This window comes from Methylobacterium sp. D54C (assembly GCF_053345595.1).
The window spans coordinates 499,397-517,503 of sequence record NZ_JBKFAK010000002.1 but is presented as its reverse complement, the minus strand read 5'-3'; the positions used below and the strand labels follow the sequence as shown (position 1 = coordinate 517,503).

16 protein-coding genes and 1 tRNA gene are annotated in these 18,107 nt (G+C 71.5%); 8 read left to right on the top strand and 9 right to left on the bottom strand.

The window, feature by feature from the left end; genetic code table 11:
- Positions 1 to 59: 59 nt before the first annotated feature.
- The 4 genes from ACLBYB_RS07855 to ACLBYB_RS07840 all read right to left on the bottom strand — a co-directional run bounded on the left by ACLBYB_RS07855 (position 60) and on the right by ACLBYB_RS07840 (position 3,297).
- The gene (locus ACLBYB_RS07855; RefSeq protein ID WP_447698420.1) at positions 60 to 956 is read right to left on the bottom strand and encodes an inositol monophosphatase family protein; all 897 of its coding nucleotides are present in this window, start codon (positions 954 to 956) and stop codon (positions 60 to 62) included.
- Positions 953 to 1,528, bottom strand: a complete 576-nt coding sequence (locus tag ACLBYB_RS07850) for an NUDIX domain-containing protein (protein ID WP_082558041.1) — start codon at positions 1,526 to 1,528, stop codon at positions 953 to 955. The genes ACLBYB_RS07855 and ACLBYB_RS07850 overlap by 4 nt, the downstream gene beginning before the upstream one ends.
- Before the next feature lie 7 nt (positions 1,529 to 1,535).
- Complete coding sequence (locus ACLBYB_RS07845) at positions 1,536 to 2,243, bottom strand: glutathione binding-like protein (RefSeq protein WP_447698419.1); 708 nt, start codon at positions 2,241 to 2,243, stop codon at positions 1,536 to 1,538.
- A gap of 115 nt (positions 2,244 to 2,358) precedes the next feature.
- Complete coding sequence (locus ACLBYB_RS07840) at positions 2,359 to 3,297, bottom strand: SMP-30/gluconolactonase/LRE family protein (protein ID WP_447698418.1); 939 nt, start codon at positions 3,295 to 3,297, stop codon at positions 2,359 to 2,361.
- A gap of 358 nt (positions 3,298 to 3,655) precedes the next feature.
- Here ACLBYB_RS07840 and ACLBYB_RS07835 point away from each other — a divergent pair.
- Both ACLBYB_RS07835 and ACLBYB_RS07830 read left to right on the top strand, forming a co-directional pair.
- Positions 3,656 to 3,732 (top strand) — tRNA-Pro (locus ACLBYB_RS07835).
- 25 nt (positions 3,733 to 3,757) lie between these two features.
- On the top strand, positions 3,758 to 4,069 hold the full coding sequence (locus ACLBYB_RS07830; protein WP_020090615.1) for an ETC complex I subunit: 312 nt from the start codon (positions 3,758 to 3,760) through the stop codon (positions 4,067 to 4,069).
- A 16-nt stretch (positions 4,070 to 4,085) separates the two neighbouring features.
- Here ACLBYB_RS07830 and ACLBYB_RS07825 read toward each other — a convergent pair whose 3' ends face one another.
- Positions 4,086 to 4,544 carry a nucleoside deaminase gene (locus tag ACLBYB_RS07825; protein WP_091925371.1) on the bottom strand — a complete coding sequence of 153 codons (459 nt, stop codon included), beginning with the start codon at positions 4,542 to 4,544 and terminating at the stop codon, positions 4,086 to 4,088.
- Between the two features lie 123 nt (positions 4,545 to 4,667).
- Positions 4,668 to 5,735 (bottom strand): spore photoproduct lyase family protein, encoded by a 1,068-nt coding sequence (locus ACLBYB_RS07820; RefSeq protein ID WP_447696836.1) that lies wholly within the window; start codon positions 5,733 to 5,735, stop codon positions 4,668 to 4,670.
- A gap of 306 nt (positions 5,736 to 6,041) precedes the next feature.
- Here ACLBYB_RS07820 and ACLBYB_RS07815 point away from each other — a divergent pair, with 306 nt between their 5' ends.
- A complete protein-coding gene (locus ACLBYB_RS07815) occupies positions 6,042 to 7,955 on the top strand; it encodes a putative bifunctional diguanylate cyclase/phosphodiesterase (RefSeq protein ID WP_175556273.1) in 1,914 nt (637 codons plus the stop codon).
- Between the two features lie 21 nt (positions 7,956 to 7,976).
- Here ACLBYB_RS07815 and ACLBYB_RS07810 read toward each other — a convergent pair whose 3' ends face one another.
- Positions 7,977 to 8,201, bottom strand: coding sequence for a hypothetical protein (locus ACLBYB_RS07810; RefSeq protein WP_447680948.1), 225 nt, complete (start codon positions 8,199 to 8,201; stop codon positions 7,977 to 7,979).
- A gap of 279 nt (positions 8,202 to 8,480) precedes the next feature.
- Between ACLBYB_RS07810 and ACLBYB_RS07805 the strand changes: the two genes are divergently transcribed.
- The 4 genes from ACLBYB_RS07805 (at position 8,481) to ACLBYB_RS07790 (ending at position 14,895) form a co-directional block, all read left to right on the top strand.
- Positions 8,481 to 9,296: a collagen-like protein gene (locus tag ACLBYB_RS07805; protein WP_447698417.1), complete on the top strand. Its 816-nt coding sequence runs from the start codon at positions 8,481 to 8,483 to the stop codon at positions 9,294 to 9,296.
- 411 nt (positions 9,297 to 9,707) lie between these two features.
- Positions 9,708 to 11,321 (top strand): TolC family outer membrane protein, encoded by a 1,614-nt coding sequence (locus ACLBYB_RS07800; RefSeq protein WP_091679122.1) that lies wholly within the window; start codon positions 9,708 to 9,710, stop codon positions 11,319 to 11,321.
- Positions 11,322 to 11,518: 197 nt separating this feature from the next.
- The gene (locus tag ACLBYB_RS07795; RefSeq protein ID WP_056531758.1) at positions 11,519 to 12,064 is read left to right on the top strand and encodes a PopZ family protein; all 546 of its coding nucleotides are present in this window, start codon (positions 11,519 to 11,521) and stop codon (positions 12,062 to 12,064) included.
- Positions 12,065 to 12,177: 113 nt separating this feature from the next.
- Positions 12,178 to 14,895: a valine--tRNA ligase gene (locus tag ACLBYB_RS07790; RefSeq protein ID WP_447698416.1), complete on the top strand. Its 2,718-nt coding sequence runs from the start codon at positions 12,178 to 12,180 to the stop codon at positions 14,893 to 14,895.
- A 70-nt stretch (positions 14,896 to 14,965) separates the two neighbouring features.
- Here ACLBYB_RS07790 and ACLBYB_RS07785 read toward each other — a convergent pair whose 3' ends face one another.
- Positions 14,966 to 15,331, bottom strand: coding sequence for a hypothetical protein (locus ACLBYB_RS07785; RefSeq protein WP_447698415.1), 366 nt, complete (start codon positions 15,329 to 15,331; stop codon positions 14,966 to 14,968).
- Between the two features lie 326 nt (positions 15,332 to 15,657).
- Here ACLBYB_RS07785 and ACLBYB_RS07780 point away from each other — a divergent pair, with 326 nt between their 5' ends.
- A complete protein-coding gene (locus tag ACLBYB_RS07780; RefSeq protein WP_020090625.1) occupies positions 15,658 to 17,184 on the top strand; it encodes a Do family serine endopeptidase in 1,527 nt (508 codons plus the stop codon).
- Positions 17,185 to 17,306: 122 nt separating this feature from the next.
- On the opposite strand, the gene ACLBYB_RS07775 is transcribed toward ACLBYB_RS07780, so the two are convergent.
- On the bottom strand, positions 17,307 to 18,005 hold the full coding sequence (locus ACLBYB_RS07775) for a phosphorylase (protein ID WP_447698414.1): 699 nt from the start codon (positions 18,003 to 18,005) through the stop codon (positions 17,307 to 17,309).
- Positions 18,006 to 18,107 lie beyond the last annotated feature (102 nt).

Below are 18,107 nucleotides of genomic sequence, written 5' to 3'. Positions count from 1 at the left end.
CCGATCGACGGCCATCCCGGCCCGGACGCGACCCGGACGCGGCCCGGCAGGGCCCTGTCCTAGGCGGGGCGGATGGCCGACGCCAGATCGGCGGCCTGCGCGCGATCCCGGCACACCAGCCAGAGGTCGTCGTGGGCCGACAGCTCGGCGTCGAACAGGTCCACGAAGTCTGCCGGCGGATCCCCGAGATCGGGCCAGTGGAACAGGCGGAAGCCCAGCGCCTCGAACAGCGGGAGGATCGGGCCCAGGTCCCACAATCGGTTGTTGCTCAGGGTCGCGTCGAGGCGCCCGGTGGCCAGGAGCGCGGCGTCCGAGATCGCCCCGCCCTCGCTCCAGGGGAACCAGCCGCGGCCGTAATCCAGGGTGTAGCGCTGCGCCGTCACCGACAGCCAGCCGACATGGCCGGTCCGGCGCTCCGGGCGCTCGAGCGGGCGCAGCGCCGTCGTCGTGCGGCCGCCGCGGGTCGGGGCCCAGTAGGCGCGGCCCTCGCTCGCCGCCAGCAGGAGACCCTCCGTGGCTTCCGCCGGTACGCCCCCGGCCGGTGCGGAGCGGTCCTCGTTCCAGGCCGGCAGGCTCATGACGCAGGCCCGGGGCCAGCCACCGCGGCAGGCCGCCACCATCACGCCCCAGCCCGACAGGCCGCCCGCGAAGGGCCGGGTCCCGTCGATCGGGTCGCCCACGAAGGTCCAGGCGTCGCGGGCGAGCAGCGCCCGGGCCACCGCCTGTCCGAGATCCTCGGCGGTCTCCTCCTCGATCAGGTCGGGGCCGAACCGCGCGTGCATCAACCGGCTGACGGCGAGGTCGGCCTCGGTCAGCGCCTGGCCGAGATCCGGACCCTTGTTGCTCATCGCGAGGCCTCCCGCCCGCATGGCGAGGGCCAGCGGGGCCGCCTCCTCGGCGAAGGCGAGCATCGCCGCGAGGACATCCGGCGCGGGTGCGGTGGGCGAGAGGGTCATGCGGCGAACAGTTCGGGGCTTCGGAGCATCAGGGCCTGGACGAGAACCAGGGTCTTGAGATCGGGCAGGCGGCCGGCCCGGGCCTGTTCCGCCAGCGCGGCCAGCGGCATCTCCACGGCCACCACCTGCTCGCCCTCCGCGTGCAGGCCCCCGCCGGGGCCGACCCGGTCGGCCGCGGCGTAGGGCGCCAGGTAGAGCCAGAGGCGCTCCGAGGACACGCTCGGCATGCTGTAGGCGTGGGCGACCGGCTCCAGCCGGGTCAGCCGGACGCCCGCCTCCTCCATCGCCTCCCGGATCGCCGTCGCCTCGGGGGCGCCCCCGTCGAGGCCGCCCGCCGGGGCTTCGTCGAACTCGGCCGACTCACCCCAGAAGGCGGGCCCGACCCGCGCCTGACGGACGAGCAGCGCCACGCGCCGCTCGGGATCGTAGGGCAGCACGCAGGCCGCCTGCCCGTGGTCCTCCAGCGCCCGCCGCACGGTGCTGCCGTCCTGCAGCGTCAGCGTGGCGATGCCGAAGGTGTTCCAGCCGCGGTGGATCACCTGCAGCGGCAGGGCGGGCGGGATCTCGACCATGATCCGGTCAGCGCTTGGTGCTGGCGGCGGTCTGGCCGAACATCACCTTCTTGGCATCCTCGCTCATGGTCTTGCCGAAATCGGGATTGACCTCCGGGGCGCGGGCATAGGCCGCCTTGGTGGCGGGCCGCTCGGCGATCGCCGTGAACCAGCGCTTGAGGTTCGGGTGCTCGTCGAGGTTCTGCCCCTGCTTCTCCCACGGCACGATCCAGGGATAGCAGGCCATGTCGGCGATGGAGTAGTCCGGCCCGGCGACGAAGGCGCGGTCGGCCAGCCGCCGGTCGAGGACGCCGTAGAGCCGGTTGGTCTCGTTGACGTAGCGCTTGATCGCGTAGTCGATCTTCTCGGGCGCGTACTGCGAGAAGTGGTGGTTCTGGCCGAGCATCGGGCCGAGGCCGCCCATCTGCCAGAACAGCCATTGCAGCACCTCGGCCCGGCCGCGCGGGTCACCCGCGATGAAGCGCCCGGTCTTCTCGGCGAGGTAGAGCAGGATCGCCCCCGACTCGAACAGCGTGACCGGCGCGCCGCCGCCCGCCGGCTCGTCGTCGACGATCGCCGGCATCCTATTGTTGGGCGCGATCTTGAGGAAATCCGGGTTGAACTGCTCACCCTTACCAATATTGACGGGATGAATGCGGTAAGGAACGCCCGCTTCTTCGAGAAACATCGTGATCTTATGGCCGTTCGGCGTCGGCCAGTAATGGAGTTCGATCATCGGCTGGTGTCCCGCTATGCCCCCGGCGGACGGGAAGTGGGTCGGAGCGCCGCTCCGGTCAAGCATGGTGCCGGCGACGACGCCGGCGGCGCACGCAGCGCTGGGCATCCGGGCCTCACCCGCCGGCGCAGCCCTGGACGTCGACGTGGACGGCGTAGAGCGACTGGCTCGCCGCCATGAACAGGCGGTTGCGGTGCCGGCTGCCGAAGCAGAGGTTGGCGCAGCGCTCCGGCAGCCGGATGCGGCCGATCGGCCGGCCGTCGGGGTTGAACACCATGACGCCGTCCAGGGCGTCGTCGCCCATGCCCCACCCGCACCAGAGATTGCCGTCGACGTCGCAGCGCAGCCCGTCCGGCGTGCCCGGCCCGGCATCGATCAGGACCCGCCGGTCGCGGAGCGTGCGGCCGGCGACCACGTCGTAGGCGACGATCCGCCGGGTCGGCTGCCCGCGCGATTCCACGAGGTAGAGCACGCGGCCGTCGGGGGAGAAGCACAGGCCGTTGGGGCCGGCGAGGTCGGTGGCCACGGCCTCCAGCGCACCGGTGACCGGGTCGAGCCGGTAGACGTTCTGCGGCAGTTCGGGCTCGGCGCGCACGCCTTCGTAGAACCCGCCGATCCCGAAGGGTGGGTCGGTGAACCAGACCGCGCCGTCGGCCGCGGTCACCACGTCGTTGGGCGAGTTGAGCCGGCGGCCCTCGAACGCGTTCGCCAGGACGGTGATCGCGCCGTCATGCTCGGTCCGGGTGACCCGACGGCCGCCGTGCTCGCAGGTGACGAGCCGCCCCTGCCGGTCGCGGGTGTTGCCGTTGGCGAAGCCCGACGGCCGCCGGTAGAGGCCGACCGCCCCGCTCTCCTCGTCCCAGCGCAGGATGCGGTCATTGGGGATGTCGCTCCAGAGCAGGTAGCGTCCGTCGCCGAACCAGACCGGCCCCTCGCACCAGCGGAAGCCGGTCGCGAGGCGCTCGACCGCCGCGTTGAACACCCGGTAGCGGGCGAAGGCGGCGTCGAGAATCTCGACCGCCGGGTCCGGGTAGCGCGGGCTCGGTGTCCACACGGGCAGGTCCCTGTCACTCGCGGCGATCGTCACCGTTCCGGCGCGGGCCGGCAAGGCCCGCCGCGCGGACGCGGGCGCAGCACCGCGGCGACGCTGCGGCGACGAGGGCCGGAAGCGCCCGGCACGGCGATCCGGGCGCACCATCCTCCACCCCCCAGTGATGGCAGGCGCCGGTTCGACAGCGGGGCGGCCCGGCCCTCGTCCCGGCCCGGACGCTACCGCGCGCCGATTTGTCTGACAAGTAGTACGCGACGGCCAGGCCGCCGCGAAGGGCCGATCCCGGAAGCGTCGGCGCGCACTGCGCCGCGCCTTGCGGGGGAACGGCGGAACCGCTACGGCATTGAGGCCGCGTGGCAGTCGGGGTGTGGCGCAGTCTGGTAGCGCACCTGGTTTGGGACCAGGGGGTCGTAGGTTCGAATCCTATCGCCCCGACCATTCGATCAGGAGCTTGTCGAGTCAGATGCCGAGCGCCCGCATCTTCCGTCCGTCTCGGGACGCCACGCAGTCGGGCCTCGCCCGGACCAAGCAGTGGATCCTGGAGTTCGACCGGACCAGCCCGCGCGAGATCGATCCGCTGATGGGGTGGAACGGGTCCTCGGACATGCTCCAGCAGGTGCGCCTGGAATTCGACACCGAGGAGGAGGCCGTGGCCTACGCGAAGCGCGAGGGGATCGCCTACCGCGTCGAGCAGCCGGCCAAGCCCGTCCAGCGCAAGGGCCTGTCCTACTCGGACAATTTCAAGTTCAACCGCACGGCGCCCTGGACCCATTGAGGCCGTCGCCGCCGCGTCAGGCCTCGCGGCGCGCCTTCCACGCCGGGTAGGGCGAATCGCCCGGCGGACGCAGCTGCGTGACGCGCATCGGCTGCGCGTCGAGGGGCTGGCAGAGCTCGGCGTAGATCGACGCGCTGCCGGCGCCGTAGGTCTCGGCCTCCTCGGCCGAGAAGGCGAAGTAGCCCTCCTTGAAGCCGGCCAGACGCATCGCGGCGTGGCACATCGGGCACGGTCGGCCGCTCGCGTACATCACGCAGTCGCCGAGGTCGCGGCGGCCGAGGAGGCGGCTGGCCTCGCGCAGCGCCACCATCTCCGCATGGGCGCTGGGGTCGTTGGTCGCATGCACGGTGTTGGCCGCGCGGACCAGCACGGTCCCCTCCCGCACGATGACCGCGCCGTAGGGCGCACCGCCCGCCTCGACATTGGCGGCGGCGAGGGCCACCGCCTCGCCGATATGGTCCTCGTGCGTCGACATGGATGGGCTCGACATGGATGGGCTCGACATGGATGGGCTCGACATGGACGCGCTCGACATGGCTGAGCTTTCCTCCGCTGGCGCGCCAACGCCGCGCGCGGCCGGAAGTTCAGCGCTCCGCGCTCAGAACGCGTAGCGCACCGTGCAGTAGGGCATCGTCTCGGCGAGCAGGGCCTTGAAGCGGGCGAGCCAGCGGCCCTTCCAGCCGGCCCGGTAGCGCAGGTTGGTGCCCCCGCCCTCCGAGACCTTCGCCTCCTGGATGTCCGGCCGCCAGAGCAGGTCCTCGGCCTTCGGGTGCCAGCCGAGATTGACCGCGTGCAGATCCGCATTGTGGGTCAGCATGATGATCTCGCACTTGAGCTGCGCCTTGGCGGCGTCGGACAGCGTCGCGTCGATCTCGGCGAACAGCGCCCGCCAGTCGGCCTCCCAGCCCTCGTAGAGGATCACGGGCGAGAAGTTGGCGTGGACCTCGTAGCCGGCGGCCACGAACTCGTCGATGGCGGCGATCCGCTCGGCGATCGGGGCGGTGCGCACGTCCACGATCCGGGCGATCCGCGCCGGCATGAGCGAGAAGCGGACGCGCGTCTTGCCCTGCGGATCGTAGGCGAGGAGGTCGCGGTTGACGGCCTTGGTGGCGAAGGAGGCCTTGGCGTTGGGCAGGGTGCGGAACAGCGCGACCAGGGCGCGCACGCCGTCGCTGACTGCCGCGTCGACCGAGAGGTCGCCGTTCTCGCCGATATCGTAGACCCAGTGCTCCGGATCGATCGGGTCCGGCTCCGGCAGGCGCCCCTGGCGGCCGGCGTGGCGGGCGATCGCCGCGCAGGCCTGCTCGAGGTTCACGAACAGCGAGATCGGGTTGGAGAAGCCCTTGCGGCGCGGCACGTAGCAGTAGGCGCAGGCCATGGCGCAGCCGTTGGAGGTCGAGGGCGCGATGAAGTGGGCGCTGCGGCCGTTGGGGCGCATGGCGAGGCCCTTCTTCACGCCGAGGACCAGCGTCGAGCGCTTGATCCGCACCCAATCCTCCACCGAGCCGGCGTTGCCGTGGAGTTCCGGGATGTTCCAGTGCGACGGCACGACGATGCGCGCGGCGTCGGGAAAGCGCGCCAGGATGTCCCGGCCCAGCGGGAAGTCGCCGACAGTGGGCTCGTGATAGATCGTCCGGATATCGAGCAGGTCGCGGGTCAGGGCCATGGACGATCCGAGGCCCGGAAGCGGCCCGCGACCCGATATGGTGCGCGGCGACGCGGCCGGAATGCCTTGCGACCCGGAGTCTCTCTTCGCGCGGCGCGCGAAAAGCTCGGGATCTGGCGCGGCGCGCGTTGATCGTTCAACGATATCTTACGATTCGGTGCCATGAGTCCCTCATCTTCGAGTGGACGTGCGATGATCGTTCGGGACCAGGAGAGATCCGAGCCGGGCTCACCCGGCTCCGGTGAATCTCTCGACCCTGCAGATCCGAGGTGGGGCGCGCTGATCCGGCGGGATCAGCTGGAGGCCATGCGCGGGAGCGTGCTGGCGGCCATCCCGGTCAACATGCTGCTCGGCGTGGCGAGCATGCTCGTCGCCTACAGGAGCGGGCACGGCACCGTGGGGGCCATCTGGTTCGCGGCGTCGACCAGCGTCAACCTCCTGCGAATCGCCCTCTGCCGGATCCCCTGCCTCGGCCTGGCGCTGACCGCCGACATGACGCCGAGCCTCGCCGCGGCCGCCGCGCGCTCCGTCGACCGGCACCTGCGCGTCTTCACGGTCGCGGCGTTCCTCTCCGGACTGGTCTGGGCCTGTCAGCCACTCCTGTGCGACGGCTACACGACCGCCGAGACCCTGTTCTACCTGACCATCACCTGCGGCGTGACCGCGGGGGCGGTGACGCACGGGATCGCGTACGCGCGCATCCCCCTCGCCTTCATCGCCCTGCCGCTGCTGTCCGTCGTGGCCTGCCTCGCCTATGCCGGCGACTTCGACCGGAACTGCCTCGCGGCCTGCGTGCTGCTCTACTTCCTCGCCCTGACGCACACGGCGTTCCGCAGCGAGTCCGTGTTTCGCGAGGCGAGCCGGCTCAAGAACGAGGCCCACGCCCTCGCCCGGTCCCGCGCCGAGGCCCATGCCAGCGCCAGCGCCCTCGTGGACGAGATGCGGTGGCGCGCCACGCATGACGATCTCACCGGCCTGCTGAACCGCGCGGGCTTCCTCCAGGCGACGGAGAACCGGCTCCGCACCGGGACCCTCAGCCTGCTGATGCTCGACCTCGACGGGTTCAAGTTCGTCAACGACGTCTACGGCCACAAGGCGGGCGACCGGGTGCTCGTCGAGGTGGCGCGCCGGCTGAAGGACGCGCTGCCGGAGAACGGTCTCGCGGCGCGGCTGGGCGGCGACGAGTTCGCGGTGCTGTACGATCCCGTGACGTCGGGCGTGCCCGACGACGTCATGGCGGCGAACCTCATCGCCGCGGTGTCCCAGCCGTTCGACGGCTTCGACGCGGGCCGCCTCGGGGTCAGCATCGGCGTCCACGCGAGCGCGGAGCCGAGCTTCACCGAGATGCTGAGCTGCGCCGACGAGGCGCTCTACGCCGCGAAGGCCGCCGGGCGGAACCGCTACCGGGTGTTCGATTCGGGCCTGCGGGAGGGGCTGCAGATGCGGCGGGACCTGGAGCGCGACCTGTCGCAGGCCCTGGTCGAGAACGCCCCGAAGGTCTGGTTCCAGCCGATCTACGCCGCCGATGGCCGGACCCTGGTCGGGCTGGAGGCCCTGATCCGCTGGGAGCATCCGCGGCTCGGCTGGATCGCGCCCCCGGACCTGATCGCCGCCGCCGCGATGGCCGGCCTGACCGAATCGCTGCTCCGCTACATCCTCGAGCAGGTCTGCGCGATGCTGGAGATCCTGCATCGCCGCGGCCTGAGCGGCGTGCGCGTGGCGATGAACGTCTCACCCCGGGAGATGGCGCAGGTCCCCGTGGACGAGATCGTCATCGGGCGCCTGAACCTCCTCGGCCTGCCGCCCACCATGCTGGAGATCGAGATCACCGAGGAGACGGCCCTCGACATCGGCGCGGTGCAGGGCAAGCTACAGGCGCTGTCCCGCGCCGGCATCCGGGTCGCCCTGGACGATTTCGGCATCGGCTACTCGTCGCTCTCCTCGCTGCGCCAGCTCAAGGCGGACCGGATCAAGATCGACCGGAGCTTCGTGACCGGCCTCGGGGCGAGCGACGACAAGCGCGGGCTCGTCCTCGCCGTCCTCGGCCTCGGCCGGCTGCTCGGGCTCGACGTGGTGGCGGAAGGCGTCGAGTCGGCCGAGGACCTGAACATCCTGCAGGCGATGGGCTGCCCGTTCCTGCAGGGCTACCATCTCGGCCGCCCGATGCCGGTGGAAGATCTGGAAGCCACCCTGCTCAGCACGCGCATCGCCGCGGCCTGAGCCGGTGCCGGCGCGCGCGGCTCAGAACCGCCCGGCATCCGCCGGATCGCGGCGCATCAGCCGGCGCGCCGCCGCGCGCCACAGGCGGTCCGGCATCCCGTAGAGCCACACGAGCGCCGCGCACCCGGCGATCGCCAGCAGGAACAGCCAGGCCAGCGCCTCGAGGATGGGCCCCGGCGGCGTTCCGGACTCGGTCCGGTCGTACCAGAGCGGGTCCGTGTCCCAGGGCGGATCGTCGTTGTCCACGGCAGAACCCTCCACCGCGGGTCCGAATGCGGCCCGGGGCGCTCGCGCGGCGGTGACCGGTGAATCGGTCCGCGCCACTCCTCTGCCGGCCCGGTCCGCACACGCCAGACCGGGTCCAGCGCGGTCACGCTACAGGCCCCGCCGCGCGCCTTTCGAATACCCATTTCGGACTACGGCCTTCGACCGGCCGCGCTTTTCCACATCCAACTTTCTCCGCAATTTATTGCTTAGTTTGCGGGCTATGGCATTCTGACCGTCTAAAAGACTGCGTGACCTGCCATGAGATCTGCCAAGCGCCTGTGGCGCGAGCGCTGGGCGCTGTGTTCGATGCTGGCCCTGTCGGCCGCCTGCGGGCTGCCGGCGCGGGCGGCGGACATGCGCATCGAGGCCGCCAAGATCACCGGCGGTGATCTCTGGATCATCGGTTACGCCGACGATCCGGGGGTGGAGATCACGCTCGACGGCCAGTTCCCCCACCGGACCGACAGCCGCGGCTATTTCGAGTTTCGCGTCGTCTACCATCCGGCCACCTGCATCGCGACGCTGCGGACGCCGAAGCAGACCCGCAGCATCGTGGTCGGCGAGTGCGGCCAGCAGGGGCCGCAGGCGCCCGGGCTCCCCGGCCCGGCCGGCCCGCGCGGCGAGACGGGTCCGCGGGGCGAGGCCGGACCTCCCGGCGAGCGGGGCGCGATGGGACCGCCCGGGCCGCCCGGCCCCCAGGGGCCAGCCGGCGCGGAGGGCGTCGCCGGACCGCCGGGCCCGCCGGGCGAGCGCGGACCCATCGGCATGGCCGGCGCACCGGGGCTGATGGGTGCCATGGGCCCGCCCGGCCCGCCCGGGCCGCCTGGCGGCACCCGCGGGCAGCCGGCTTCCCCGAGCGCCGCGCCGAAACCGAACCCGTCGGCCGCGCTGGCAGGGCCGGCGGCTTCCCCGAGCGCCGCGCCGAAACCGAACCCGTCGGCCGCGCTGGCAGGGCCGGCGCCGAAGCCGCGGCCGCCGGCGCGGGCGCGCCGCGCACCCGAGCCGGAATCCGCGCCCGAGGGACCGCTGGATCTGGAGCCCGACGCCGGCGGCGGCGGGATGGACCGCTACTAGGCGCGGACCGGTGTCGACCGCAGGGCCAGCCGCGGAACGGGCCGCCCTGCCCGGCCGGGGGCGACGCGTCGGCTCCCAAGTCTCGCGTGGCTGCACGCCGGCAATAGTCTTTGGAAGAGCGTATTTATGCGACTTAACAACTCAATTCGCTCGCGTGCCGCGCTGTCCGCGCCGGGTGTGTCACCTTAATGCCCCAACGCCGCACATTCCGCCGCCAGACCCGCACCGAGGCGAGCCAAAGCGCCCGGTTTGCGCTAAGCGTGACGGTGGGGCGGGCTTGATCGGAGACGAGCGAAACGCCGTACCTTGGCCGTTTTCGTCTCGGACTTCCGGACCGAAAGAGACCGCAAGGGCTTGTTCATCGTGACACGACGTCCACCAGCGAGTTGCCCGACGTTCCGCCTGGCCGGGATGGTGTCCGGACTCGCGATGCTGGCTGCCATGCCGGCATCGGCCGAGACTCTGGAGAGCGCTCTCGCGAAGGCCTATCAGGGCAATCCGAGCCTGAACGCCAGCCGTGCGGGCGTGCGCGCTATCGACGAGAACGTGGCGATCGCGCAGTCGGGCTACCGGCCGACCGTCAACGTCAACGCCGCGATCGGCGTCCAGTACCTTCAGACGCGCTCGTCCAGCACAGTCGCGTCGGCGGCCACCGGCGGCACGGCCGCGACCACCGCCGGATCGGCCCTCGGGACAACGGGCGGCGGCTTGGGCGGAACGGCGGGCGCCGGGACGACCGGGACCGGAACGACCACGGGGATCGGGACGACGGGGATCGGGACCGCGGGCGGCACCACCGGCATCGGAACCTCAGGTGCCGGGGCGGCGGGATCCGCGACCGGCGGCGAGGGCCTGTCCGGCGGCGCGACCTCCGACATCGCGAGCCAGGTCATCACCTCCCGGCGGACGACGCGCACCACCTACCTGCCGAGCTCCGCCAGCCTGAACGTCACGCAGACGATCTTCAACGGCTTCCAGACCGACAACACGGTCCGGCGCGCGGAGTCGCAGGTCTACAGCCAGCGCGAGAGCCTGCGCTTCACCGAGCTGTCGGTTCTGTACAGCGCCGTCCAGGCGTACATGAACGTGCTCAGCAACACGGCGACGCTGGAGCTGAACCGGAACAACGTCGAGGTTCTGGAAGAGCAGCTCCGCCAGACCCGGGACCGCTTCAACGTCGGCGAGGTGACCCGGACCGACGTCGCGCAGGCCGAGGCCCGACTGGCCGGCGCGCGATCGCAGGTCGCCCAGGCCGAATCGACCCTCCGCACGAGCATCGGCGTCTACCGGCAGAACATCGGCGTCGAGCCGCGCCAGCTCGCGCCGGGTCGGCCGCTGGACCGGTTCGTGCCGCGCAGCCTCGATCAGGCGATCGCCGTCGGCCTGCGCGAGCACCCGCAGGTCGTCTCGGCCATCCACAACGTCGACGCGAGCGAGGCCCAGGTGAAAGTCCTGGAAGGCCAGCTCGCCCCGCAGCTCAGCCTGCAGGGCTCGCTCAGCCAGCTCTACGACCAGAACGGACCGAACCAGAGCTTCTTCGTCGGCTTCGTCGGCGGCCGGCTCTCGATCCCGATCTACGAGGGCGGCCAGACCTACGCGCAGATCCGGCAGGCCAAGGAGTCGGTCGGCCAGGCCCGCATCCAGGTCGATCAGATCCGCGATCAGGTCCGCGCCCAGATCGTCGATTTCTGGGGCCGGCTCGAGGCCGCCAAGGCGCAGGTCATCGCCGCCCAGGCCCAGGTCCAGGCCAACGAGGTGGCGCTGAACGGCGTGCGCGAGGAAGCGCGCGTCGGCCAGCGCACGACCCTCGACGTGCTCAACGCGCAGCAGGAACTGCTGAACTCCCGGGTGAACCTCATCGTCGCCCAGCGTGACCGGGTCATCTTCTCCTACGGGGTGGTCCAGGCGATCGGACAGTTGACCGCGCGCTTCACGGCGCTACCGGTCGAATACTACAGCGCCAAGGTTCACTACGATCAGGTCAAGGATCTCTGGTTCGGCCTGCGCACCCCGGACGGTCGCTGACGGCTTTTCCACGGGGAGTGTGTTGTGGGCGCGCTTGCCGTCACGAAACGGCATGGAATACTGATTGAACATCGATCCATTCGGGTCGCTTTCCAGTCTCCCATGCCCGAGTGCGCCTGCCGATGAGTGCAGCAAGCCCCAAGATCCCGGACTCGAAATTCCAGGACAAGGCTGCCGATAAGGCGCACGAGCCTTCGATGGAAGAGATCCTCGCGTCGATCCGGAGGATCATCGCCGACGATCAGGCCGCCAAGCCGGCCGAGGTCGCGGCGCCCGCTCCGGAGCCCGACGACGTGCTCGACCTCGCGGAGGTCGCCGAGCCGGTGATGCGCCCGCGCGTCGTCGAGCCGGAGCCGGAACCCGAGCCGGCCCCGGACCTGCTCGACTTCGACGCGATCGACTTCGAGGACCCGGTGACCGCCGCGCCCGAACCGGAGCCCGAGCCCGAGCCGGCCCCGGAGCCGCCGCCCCCACCGCCTCCGCCCCCGCAGCCCGTGCTCCAGGCCGCCCGCGCGCCCGAGCCGGAGCCCGAGGCCCTGGTCTCTCCGGCCACGGATGCCAGCGTCAGCGGCGCGTTCAACCTGCTGGCCCACACCGTGCTGACGCAGAACGCCCGGACCCTGGAGGATCTCGTCAAGGAGATGCTCCGGCCGATGCTGAAATCCTGGCTCGACGACAACCTCCCGGCCGTGGTCGAGCGCCTCGTGCGCGCCGAGATCGAGCGGGTGTCGCGCGGCCGCTGAGCCGGCGGCCTGGGTACGGCGGCCGCGGGCCGCCGTCCGCGTGTTGACGGGAGCGGCGTGACGGTCGAAAGCGGGGCCACCCCCGTTTGGACAAGCGCCGGCCCGTACCCGCGATGATGGACAAGACCTTCGAGCCCACCTCCGTCGAGGCGCGGATCTCCGCCGCCTGGGCCGAGGCGGACGCCTTCCGTGCCGGCCGGCCCGAGCGCGCCGGGGCCCCGCCGTACTGCATCGTGATCCCGCCGCCGAACGTGACGGGCTCCCTGCACATGGGCCACGCCCTCAACAACACGCTGCAAGACATCCTCTGCCGCTTCGAGCGCATGCGCGGCAAGGATGTGCTCTGGCAGCCGGGGACGGACCATGCCGGCATCGCCACCCAGATGGTGGTCGAGCGGCGGATGATGGAGCGTCAGGAGCCCGGCCGCCGCGAGATCGGCCGCGCGGCCTTCGTCGAGAAGGTCTGGGCCTGGAAGGCGGAATCCGGCGGCGCGATCGTCAACCAGCTGAAGCGGCTCGGCGCCTCCTGCGACTGGTCCCGCGAGCGCTTCACCATGGACGAGGGGCTGAGCCGGGCCGTGCTCAAGACCTTCGTCGACCTGCACCGGCAGGGCCTGATCTATCGCGACAAGCGGCTGGTGAACTGGGACCCGAAGTTTCAGACCGCGATCTCGGACCTGGAGGTCCAGCAGGTCGAGACCAGGGGCCATCTCTGGCACTTCGACTACCCGGTGGTGGACGAGGCCGGCAACGAGACCGGCGCCGTCATCACGGTGGCCACCACCCGCCCCGAGACGATGCTGGGCGACACCGGCATCGCGGTCCATCCCGAGGACGCGCGCTACACCGCGCTCGTCGGCCAGCGCGTGCGCCTGCCGCTGGTCGGGCGGCTGATCCCGATCGTGGCCGACACCTACTCGGATCCCGAGAAGGGCACGGGCGCGGTCAAGATCACGCCCGCCCACGATTTCAACGACTTCGACGTCGGCCGCCGCCACGGACTCGGCCTGATCAACGTCCTCGACCCCGAGGGCCGGATGCTGCTCGACGGCAACGCCGAGTTCCTCGACGGCGTCGCGCCCGAGCCGGAGGCCCTGGCGCTCCACGGCCTCGACCGGGCGCAGGCCCGCAAGGAGGTGGTGGCGCTGATGGAGGCGCGCGGTCGGCTGCGCGCGATCGAGCCGAACACCCACGCGGTCCCGCACGGCGACCGCTCGGGCGTGGTCATCGAGCCCTACCTGACCGACCAGTGGTACGTGAACGTCAAGCCGCTCGCGGAGCGCGCCCTCCAGGCGGTGCGCGACGGGCAGACCAAGTTCGTGCCCGAGAACTACGAGAAGATCTTCTTCCAGTGGCTCACCAACATCGAGCCGTGGTGCATCTCGCGCCAGCTCTGGTGGGGCCACCAGATCCCGGTCTGGTACGACGACGCCGGCGGCATCTTCGTCGCCGAGAGCGAGGCCGAGGCGCAGGCGGCGGCCGAGGCGCAGCACGGCCGGCCGGTCGCGCTCACCCGCGACGCGGACGTCCTCGACACGTGGTTCTCCTCGGCGCTCTGGCCGTTCTCGACGCTGGGCTGGCCCGACTCGACCCCGGAACTCGCGCGCTTCTACCCGACCAACACCCTGGTGACCGGCAAGGACATCCTGTTCTTCTGGGTCGCCCGGATGATGATGATGGGCCTGCACCTCACCGACCGGGCGCCCTTCGACACGGTCTACCTGCACACCCTGGTGCGGGACGCGTCGGGCGCGAAGATGTCGAAGTCGAAGGGGAACGTCGTCGATCCCCTGGAACTGATCGATCAGGTCGGCGCCGACGTCCTGCGCTTCACCCTCTGCGCCCTGGCCGTCCAGGGCCGCGACATCAAGCTGTCCACCGACCGGGTCCAGGGCTACCGCAACTTCGCGACCAAGCTCTGGAACGCCGCCCGCTTCGCGGAGCTGAACGGCTGCCGCCTCGACCCGGCCTTCGACCCGCGCTCCGCCACCGGCGCGATCAACCGCTGGGCGCTCACTGAGGCGGCCCGCGCGGTCGACGAGGTCGCGGGCGCCCTCGAGGCCTTCCGCTTCAACGACGCGGCGGCGGTGGCCTACCGCTTCGTCTGGAACATCTTCTGCGACTGGTATCTCGAGCTCGCCAAGCCGGTGCTCCAGGGCGAGGGTGTCGATCCGGCGGTCCGGGCCGAGACGCAGGCGAGCGTGGCGTTCCTGATCGATCAGGTCGCCAAGCTGCTGCACCCCTTCATGCCGTTCCTCACGGAGGAGCTGTGGGCGATCAAGGGCGCCGACCTGCCGGAGCGCGGCCTGCTGACCCTGGCCGCCTGGCCGGACCTCGGCGGCCTCGCCGACGCGGCCGCGGAGGCCGAGGTCGGGTTCGTGGTCGATCTCGTCAGCCAGATCCGCTCGGCGCGGTCCGAGACCAATGTCCCGGCCGGCGCGCAGATCCCGCTGGTGATGGTCGGCGCCGCCCCGGAGGTGAGAGCGCGGGTTGAGGCTTGGCGCGACACGCTCCTGCGCCTCGCCCGACTGTCGGAGATCACCTTGGCGGAGACGCCGCCGAGGAACTCGGTCCAGCTCCTGGTGCGCGGCAGCGTCGCCGCGCTGCCGCTGGAAGGCGTGGTCGACCTCGCGGCCGAGGTCGCGCGCCTGAAGAAGGAGCAGGGCAAGGCGCAGGGCGAGATCAAGAAGATCGACGCCAAGCTCGGCAACGCCGACTTCGTGGCCCGGGCGCCCGAGGAGATCATCGAGGAGAATCGGGAGCGCCGCGAGAGCGAGTCGGCGCGGCTGGCGAAGATCGAGGAAGCTCTGGTCCGGCTCAGCGGGGACTGAGCGCCCGTCCGGGAGCGCTCCGACGTGTCAGGCCCGCCCCGGGGGTGACCCGGTCCCGGAGGCTCGCCCGTCAGCGTCGGGTGCCGAGGGTTCCGGTGAACGCCCGCGGCCCGCCCCAACTGGCGGCGGACGCGTCGTTCGGGGTCCAGAAGCCGTCCTGCGACGCGCCCCGCAGATGCAGGGAATAGTCCGGTGGAACGTAGCCGCCCGACTGGTTCCAGTAGCCGGGCCGGAAGTTGGCCGCCGATTTCGCAACGCGCTCATCTCCGGGGCGGCGCGTATCGACGCTGTACGTTCTCTCGGAAACGCTGCGCGGCGCGCGACTTGCGATGACGGGCTTCGCGTCGAAGTAATCACGGTAATCCGCGTACGACTCGACCGCCAGCGCGCCGACAGTCGACCCGAATAACATGGCGACCGCCAACAGCACCTTCATTGTCAATTCCTCTGCCTACACATTCAAATCTGGCGGCACCGAGATTGCGCCGGCCCGCCGAACTGAGCGGTATTTAAGATCGACTTCCGGAAACGGCGGTGCCGGACAGCACGAGCCTGGATCCGGCCCAACCCGCGCCGGGTCGTCGGACCTCCGGTCTCGGTCACGCGCCGCGATCGCGCTGGGGCTCCGCGAGCGCTCGGCTACCTGTCCAAACGGTAATTTGATCGCCACGCCCGGGTCAGGCGCCGCGCCTTAGACAGATCCCATCGACGGCCGCGACCGCCGGCGTCGTCCCGATCAGTCCCGAGAGGTTGAGACCCCCCATGACCGAGACCCGTCCCACTGGCCGCACCTCGCGCCGCGCCCTCGCCTCCGTAGCGGCCGCAGCGCTGATTGCCGGCGGTGCCATCGGCAGCGGCTATCTGCCGGCCGCGACCCCGGCCTACGCGCAGGCTCTGCCCAAGTCGCCGATCGAGGCGCCCGAGCACCCGCCGGGCTCGTTCGCCGGCATCGTCAACAAGGTGAAGCCGGGCGTGGTCTCGGTGAAGGTGAAGCTCGACGACTCGGCGAGCAGCGACGACGACGATGGCCCGAGCCAGGGGCGCAACCTCCAGAACGTGCCGCCGCAGTTGCGCGAGTTCTTCAAGCGCTTCGGCCAGAACGGTCCCGGCGGGATGCAGCCCCAGCATCAGGGCCCGCGCGGCGCGGTGGGATCCGGCTTCATCATCTCGGCCGACGGCTACGTGGTCACCAACAACCACGTGGTCGACCACGCCAAGACCGTGCAGGTGACGCTGGACGACGGGCGCACTCTCGACGCGAAGGTCATCGGCAAGGATTCCAAGACGGACGTCGCCCTGCTGAAGATCACCGAGGGCTCGAACTTCCCGTACGTCCAGTTCGGCAAGGCCGCGCCGCAGGTCGGCGACTGGGTGGTGGCGATCGGTAACCCGTTCGGCCTCGGCGGAACCGTGACCGCCGGCATTGTCTCGGCCCGCGGCCGCGACATCGGCGCCGGCCCCTACGACGACTTCCTGCAGATCGACGCGCCCATCAACAAGGGCAACTCGGGCGGCCCGACCTTCAACGTCAACGGCGAGGTGGTCGGCATGAACACCGCCATCGCGTCCCCGTCGGGCGGCAGCGTCGGCCTCGCCTTCGCGATCCCCGCCGAGACCGTTCAGGCGGTGGTCGACCAGCTCCGGACCGACGGCAAGGTCGCCCGCGGCTACCTGGGCGTCCAGATCCAGCCCGTGACGCAGGACATCGCCGAGGGCCTGGGCCTCGACAAGGCCAAGGGCGCCCTGGTCGACCACGCCGAGAACGGTACCCCGGCGGCCAAGGCCGGCCTGAAGGCGGGCGACGTGATCGAGAAGGTCAACGGCGACACGGTGGACAGCGCCCGCGAACTGTCGCGCAAGATCGCCGGCCTGAAGCCGGGCGCCAAGGTCGAATTGAGCTACCTGCGCGGCGGCAAGACCGACACCGCCACGGTGACGCTGGGCACGATGCCGACCGACGGCACCAAGATGGCGAGCCGTGACGACGACTCGGGCAACGGCCAGCCGCGGCTCGGCCTGCAGCTCGCCCCGGCCGGCGATGTCGGCCTGTCGGATCAGGGCGTCGCGGTGGTCCAGGTCGATCCCGACGGCCCGGCGGCCGCCAAGGGTATCGAGGCGGGCGACGTGATCCTCGACGTCGGCGGCCAGAGCGTGGCCCGTCCGTCGGACGTGGCGACGCAGATCCGGGCGGCCGAGTCGAGCGGGCGCAAGGCCGTGCTGATGCGGGTGAAGAGCGGCAAGGGCCAGACCCGGTTCGTGGCGGTCTCGCTCAACAAGAAGGCCGGCTGAGGCCGGTTTCTCCCGGCGCGGGGTCCGCCCCGCGCCGTCTCGTGGTGACCTCCGACTCGCGCTGGCCGAACAGGCCGGCGCTTTTTCGTGGCCCCTTCACCGCGACTGAGCGTCTGGGCGCCTCAGCGCCCTGGGACCGGTATGCCCAGTCCAGGCCCGAGCCGCGTCCGGCACCGTCCCAGCGCCGCGAAGGCGGCGTTCGAGTCCCGGGCGAGGCGCATCAGGTCTCCCAGGCGTGCCCGGCCGCGCGCGAAGGCGAAGAACACCGCGGCGATGTCGGGCTCGCCGTCCGGCGTGAGGGCCGAGGCCGCGAAGGCCGGCAGGGCCTGGTCGGCCGGGTCGCAGATTACGCGCACGGCCGCGAAGGGCAGCCCGTGCCGGCCCGCGAAGGACGCGGCCACGTGCGATTCCATGTCGACGGCCGCGGCGCCGGTGGTGGTCCGCAGGTCGGTCTTGCCGTCGACGGCGAGAACCGCCGTGTCGACGCCAGCCAGATCCGCCGGGATCACCCGCGGCCCGACGCCGGACAGGAGGTTGAGCAGCGTGGCCGACAGGTCGAGATCGGCGGCGCGCCGCCCCTCCTCGCTCACCACGCCGGTGCCCACCACGACGTCGCCGGGCCGGAGCGAGGGATCGAGGCCGCCCGCGATGCCGAAGCTGATCACAGCCCGGCAGCCGGGCTGGCCGCGGGCCTCCAGGAGCTGGCGGAGCCGCTGGGGATTGCCGCCGGCTCCTACGGCCTCGACCCCCTCCCCCGCCGCCATGCGGCGCTCGCGGGCGAGGCCGGTGACGGCCAGGACGGGTGCGGCGGGATCGATCATGGCGCGCTCGTGGACGAGTCCGGCGAGATCCGCAAGAAGGCGCGAGCGCCGAGGCGGGGTCCGGGCCGGATCCGGCGCGGGGGGCGGTTCGTCCGGTCCCGC

What these genes read in the sequence shown, in the direction of transcription:
- ACLBYB_RS07820 (WP_447696836.1), bottom strand. Translation starts at nt 5,735, where the DNA reads ATGGCCCTGACCCGCGACCTGCTCGATATCCGGACGATCTATCACGAG.
- ACLBYB_RS07795 (WP_056531758.1), top strand. Translation starts at nt 11,519, where the DNA reads ATGGAAGAGATCCTCGCGTCGATCCGGAGGATCATCGCCGACGATCAG.
- ACLBYB_RS07855 (WP_447698420.1), bottom strand. Translation starts at nt 956, where the DNA reads ATGACCCTCTCGCCCACCGCACCCGCGCCGGATGTCCTCGCGGCGATG.
- ACLBYB_RS07775 (WP_447698414.1), bottom strand. Translation starts at nt 18,005, where the DNA reads ATGATCGATCCCGCCGCACCCGTCCTGGCCGTCACCGGCCTCGCCCGC.
- ACLBYB_RS07780 (WP_020090625.1), top strand. Translation starts at nt 15,658, where the DNA reads ATGACCGAGACCCGTCCCACTGGCCGCACCTCGCGCCGCGCCCTCGCC.
- ACLBYB_RS07845 (WP_447698419.1), bottom strand. Translation starts at nt 2,243, where the DNA reads ATGATCGAACTCCATTACTGGCCGACGCCGAACGGCCATAAGATCACG.
- ACLBYB_RS07850 (WP_082558041.1), bottom strand. Translation starts at nt 1,528, where the DNA reads ATGGTCGAGATCCCGCCCGCCCTGCCGCTGCAGGTGATCCACCGCGGC.
- ACLBYB_RS07830 (WP_020090615.1), top strand. Translation starts at nt 3,758, where the DNA reads ATGCCGAGCGCCCGCATCTTCCGTCCGTCTCGGGACGCCACGCAGTCG.
- ACLBYB_RS07800 (WP_091679122.1), top strand. Translation starts at nt 9,708, where the DNA reads ATGGTGTCCGGACTCGCGATGCTGGCTGCCATGCCGGCATCGGCCGAG.
- ACLBYB_RS07815 (WP_175556273.1), top strand. Translation starts at nt 6,042, where the DNA reads ATGCGCGGGAGCGTGCTGGCGGCCATCCCGGTCAACATGCTGCTCGGC.
- ACLBYB_RS07785 (WP_447698415.1), bottom strand. Translation starts at nt 15,331, where the DNA reads ATGAAGGTGCTGTTGGCGGTCGCCATGTTATTCGGGTCGACTGTCGGC.
- ACLBYB_RS07825 (WP_091925371.1), bottom strand. Translation starts at nt 4,544, where the DNA reads ATGTCGACGCACGAGGACCATATCGGCGAGGCGGTGGCCCTCGCCGCC.
- ACLBYB_RS07790 (WP_447698416.1), top strand. Translation starts at nt 12,178, where the DNA reads ATGATGGACAAGACCTTCGAGCCCACCTCCGTCGAGGCGCGGATCTCC.
- ACLBYB_RS07805 (WP_447698417.1), top strand. Translation starts at nt 8,481, where the DNA reads ATGAGATCTGCCAAGCGCCTGTGGCGCGAGCGCTGGGCGCTGTGTTCG.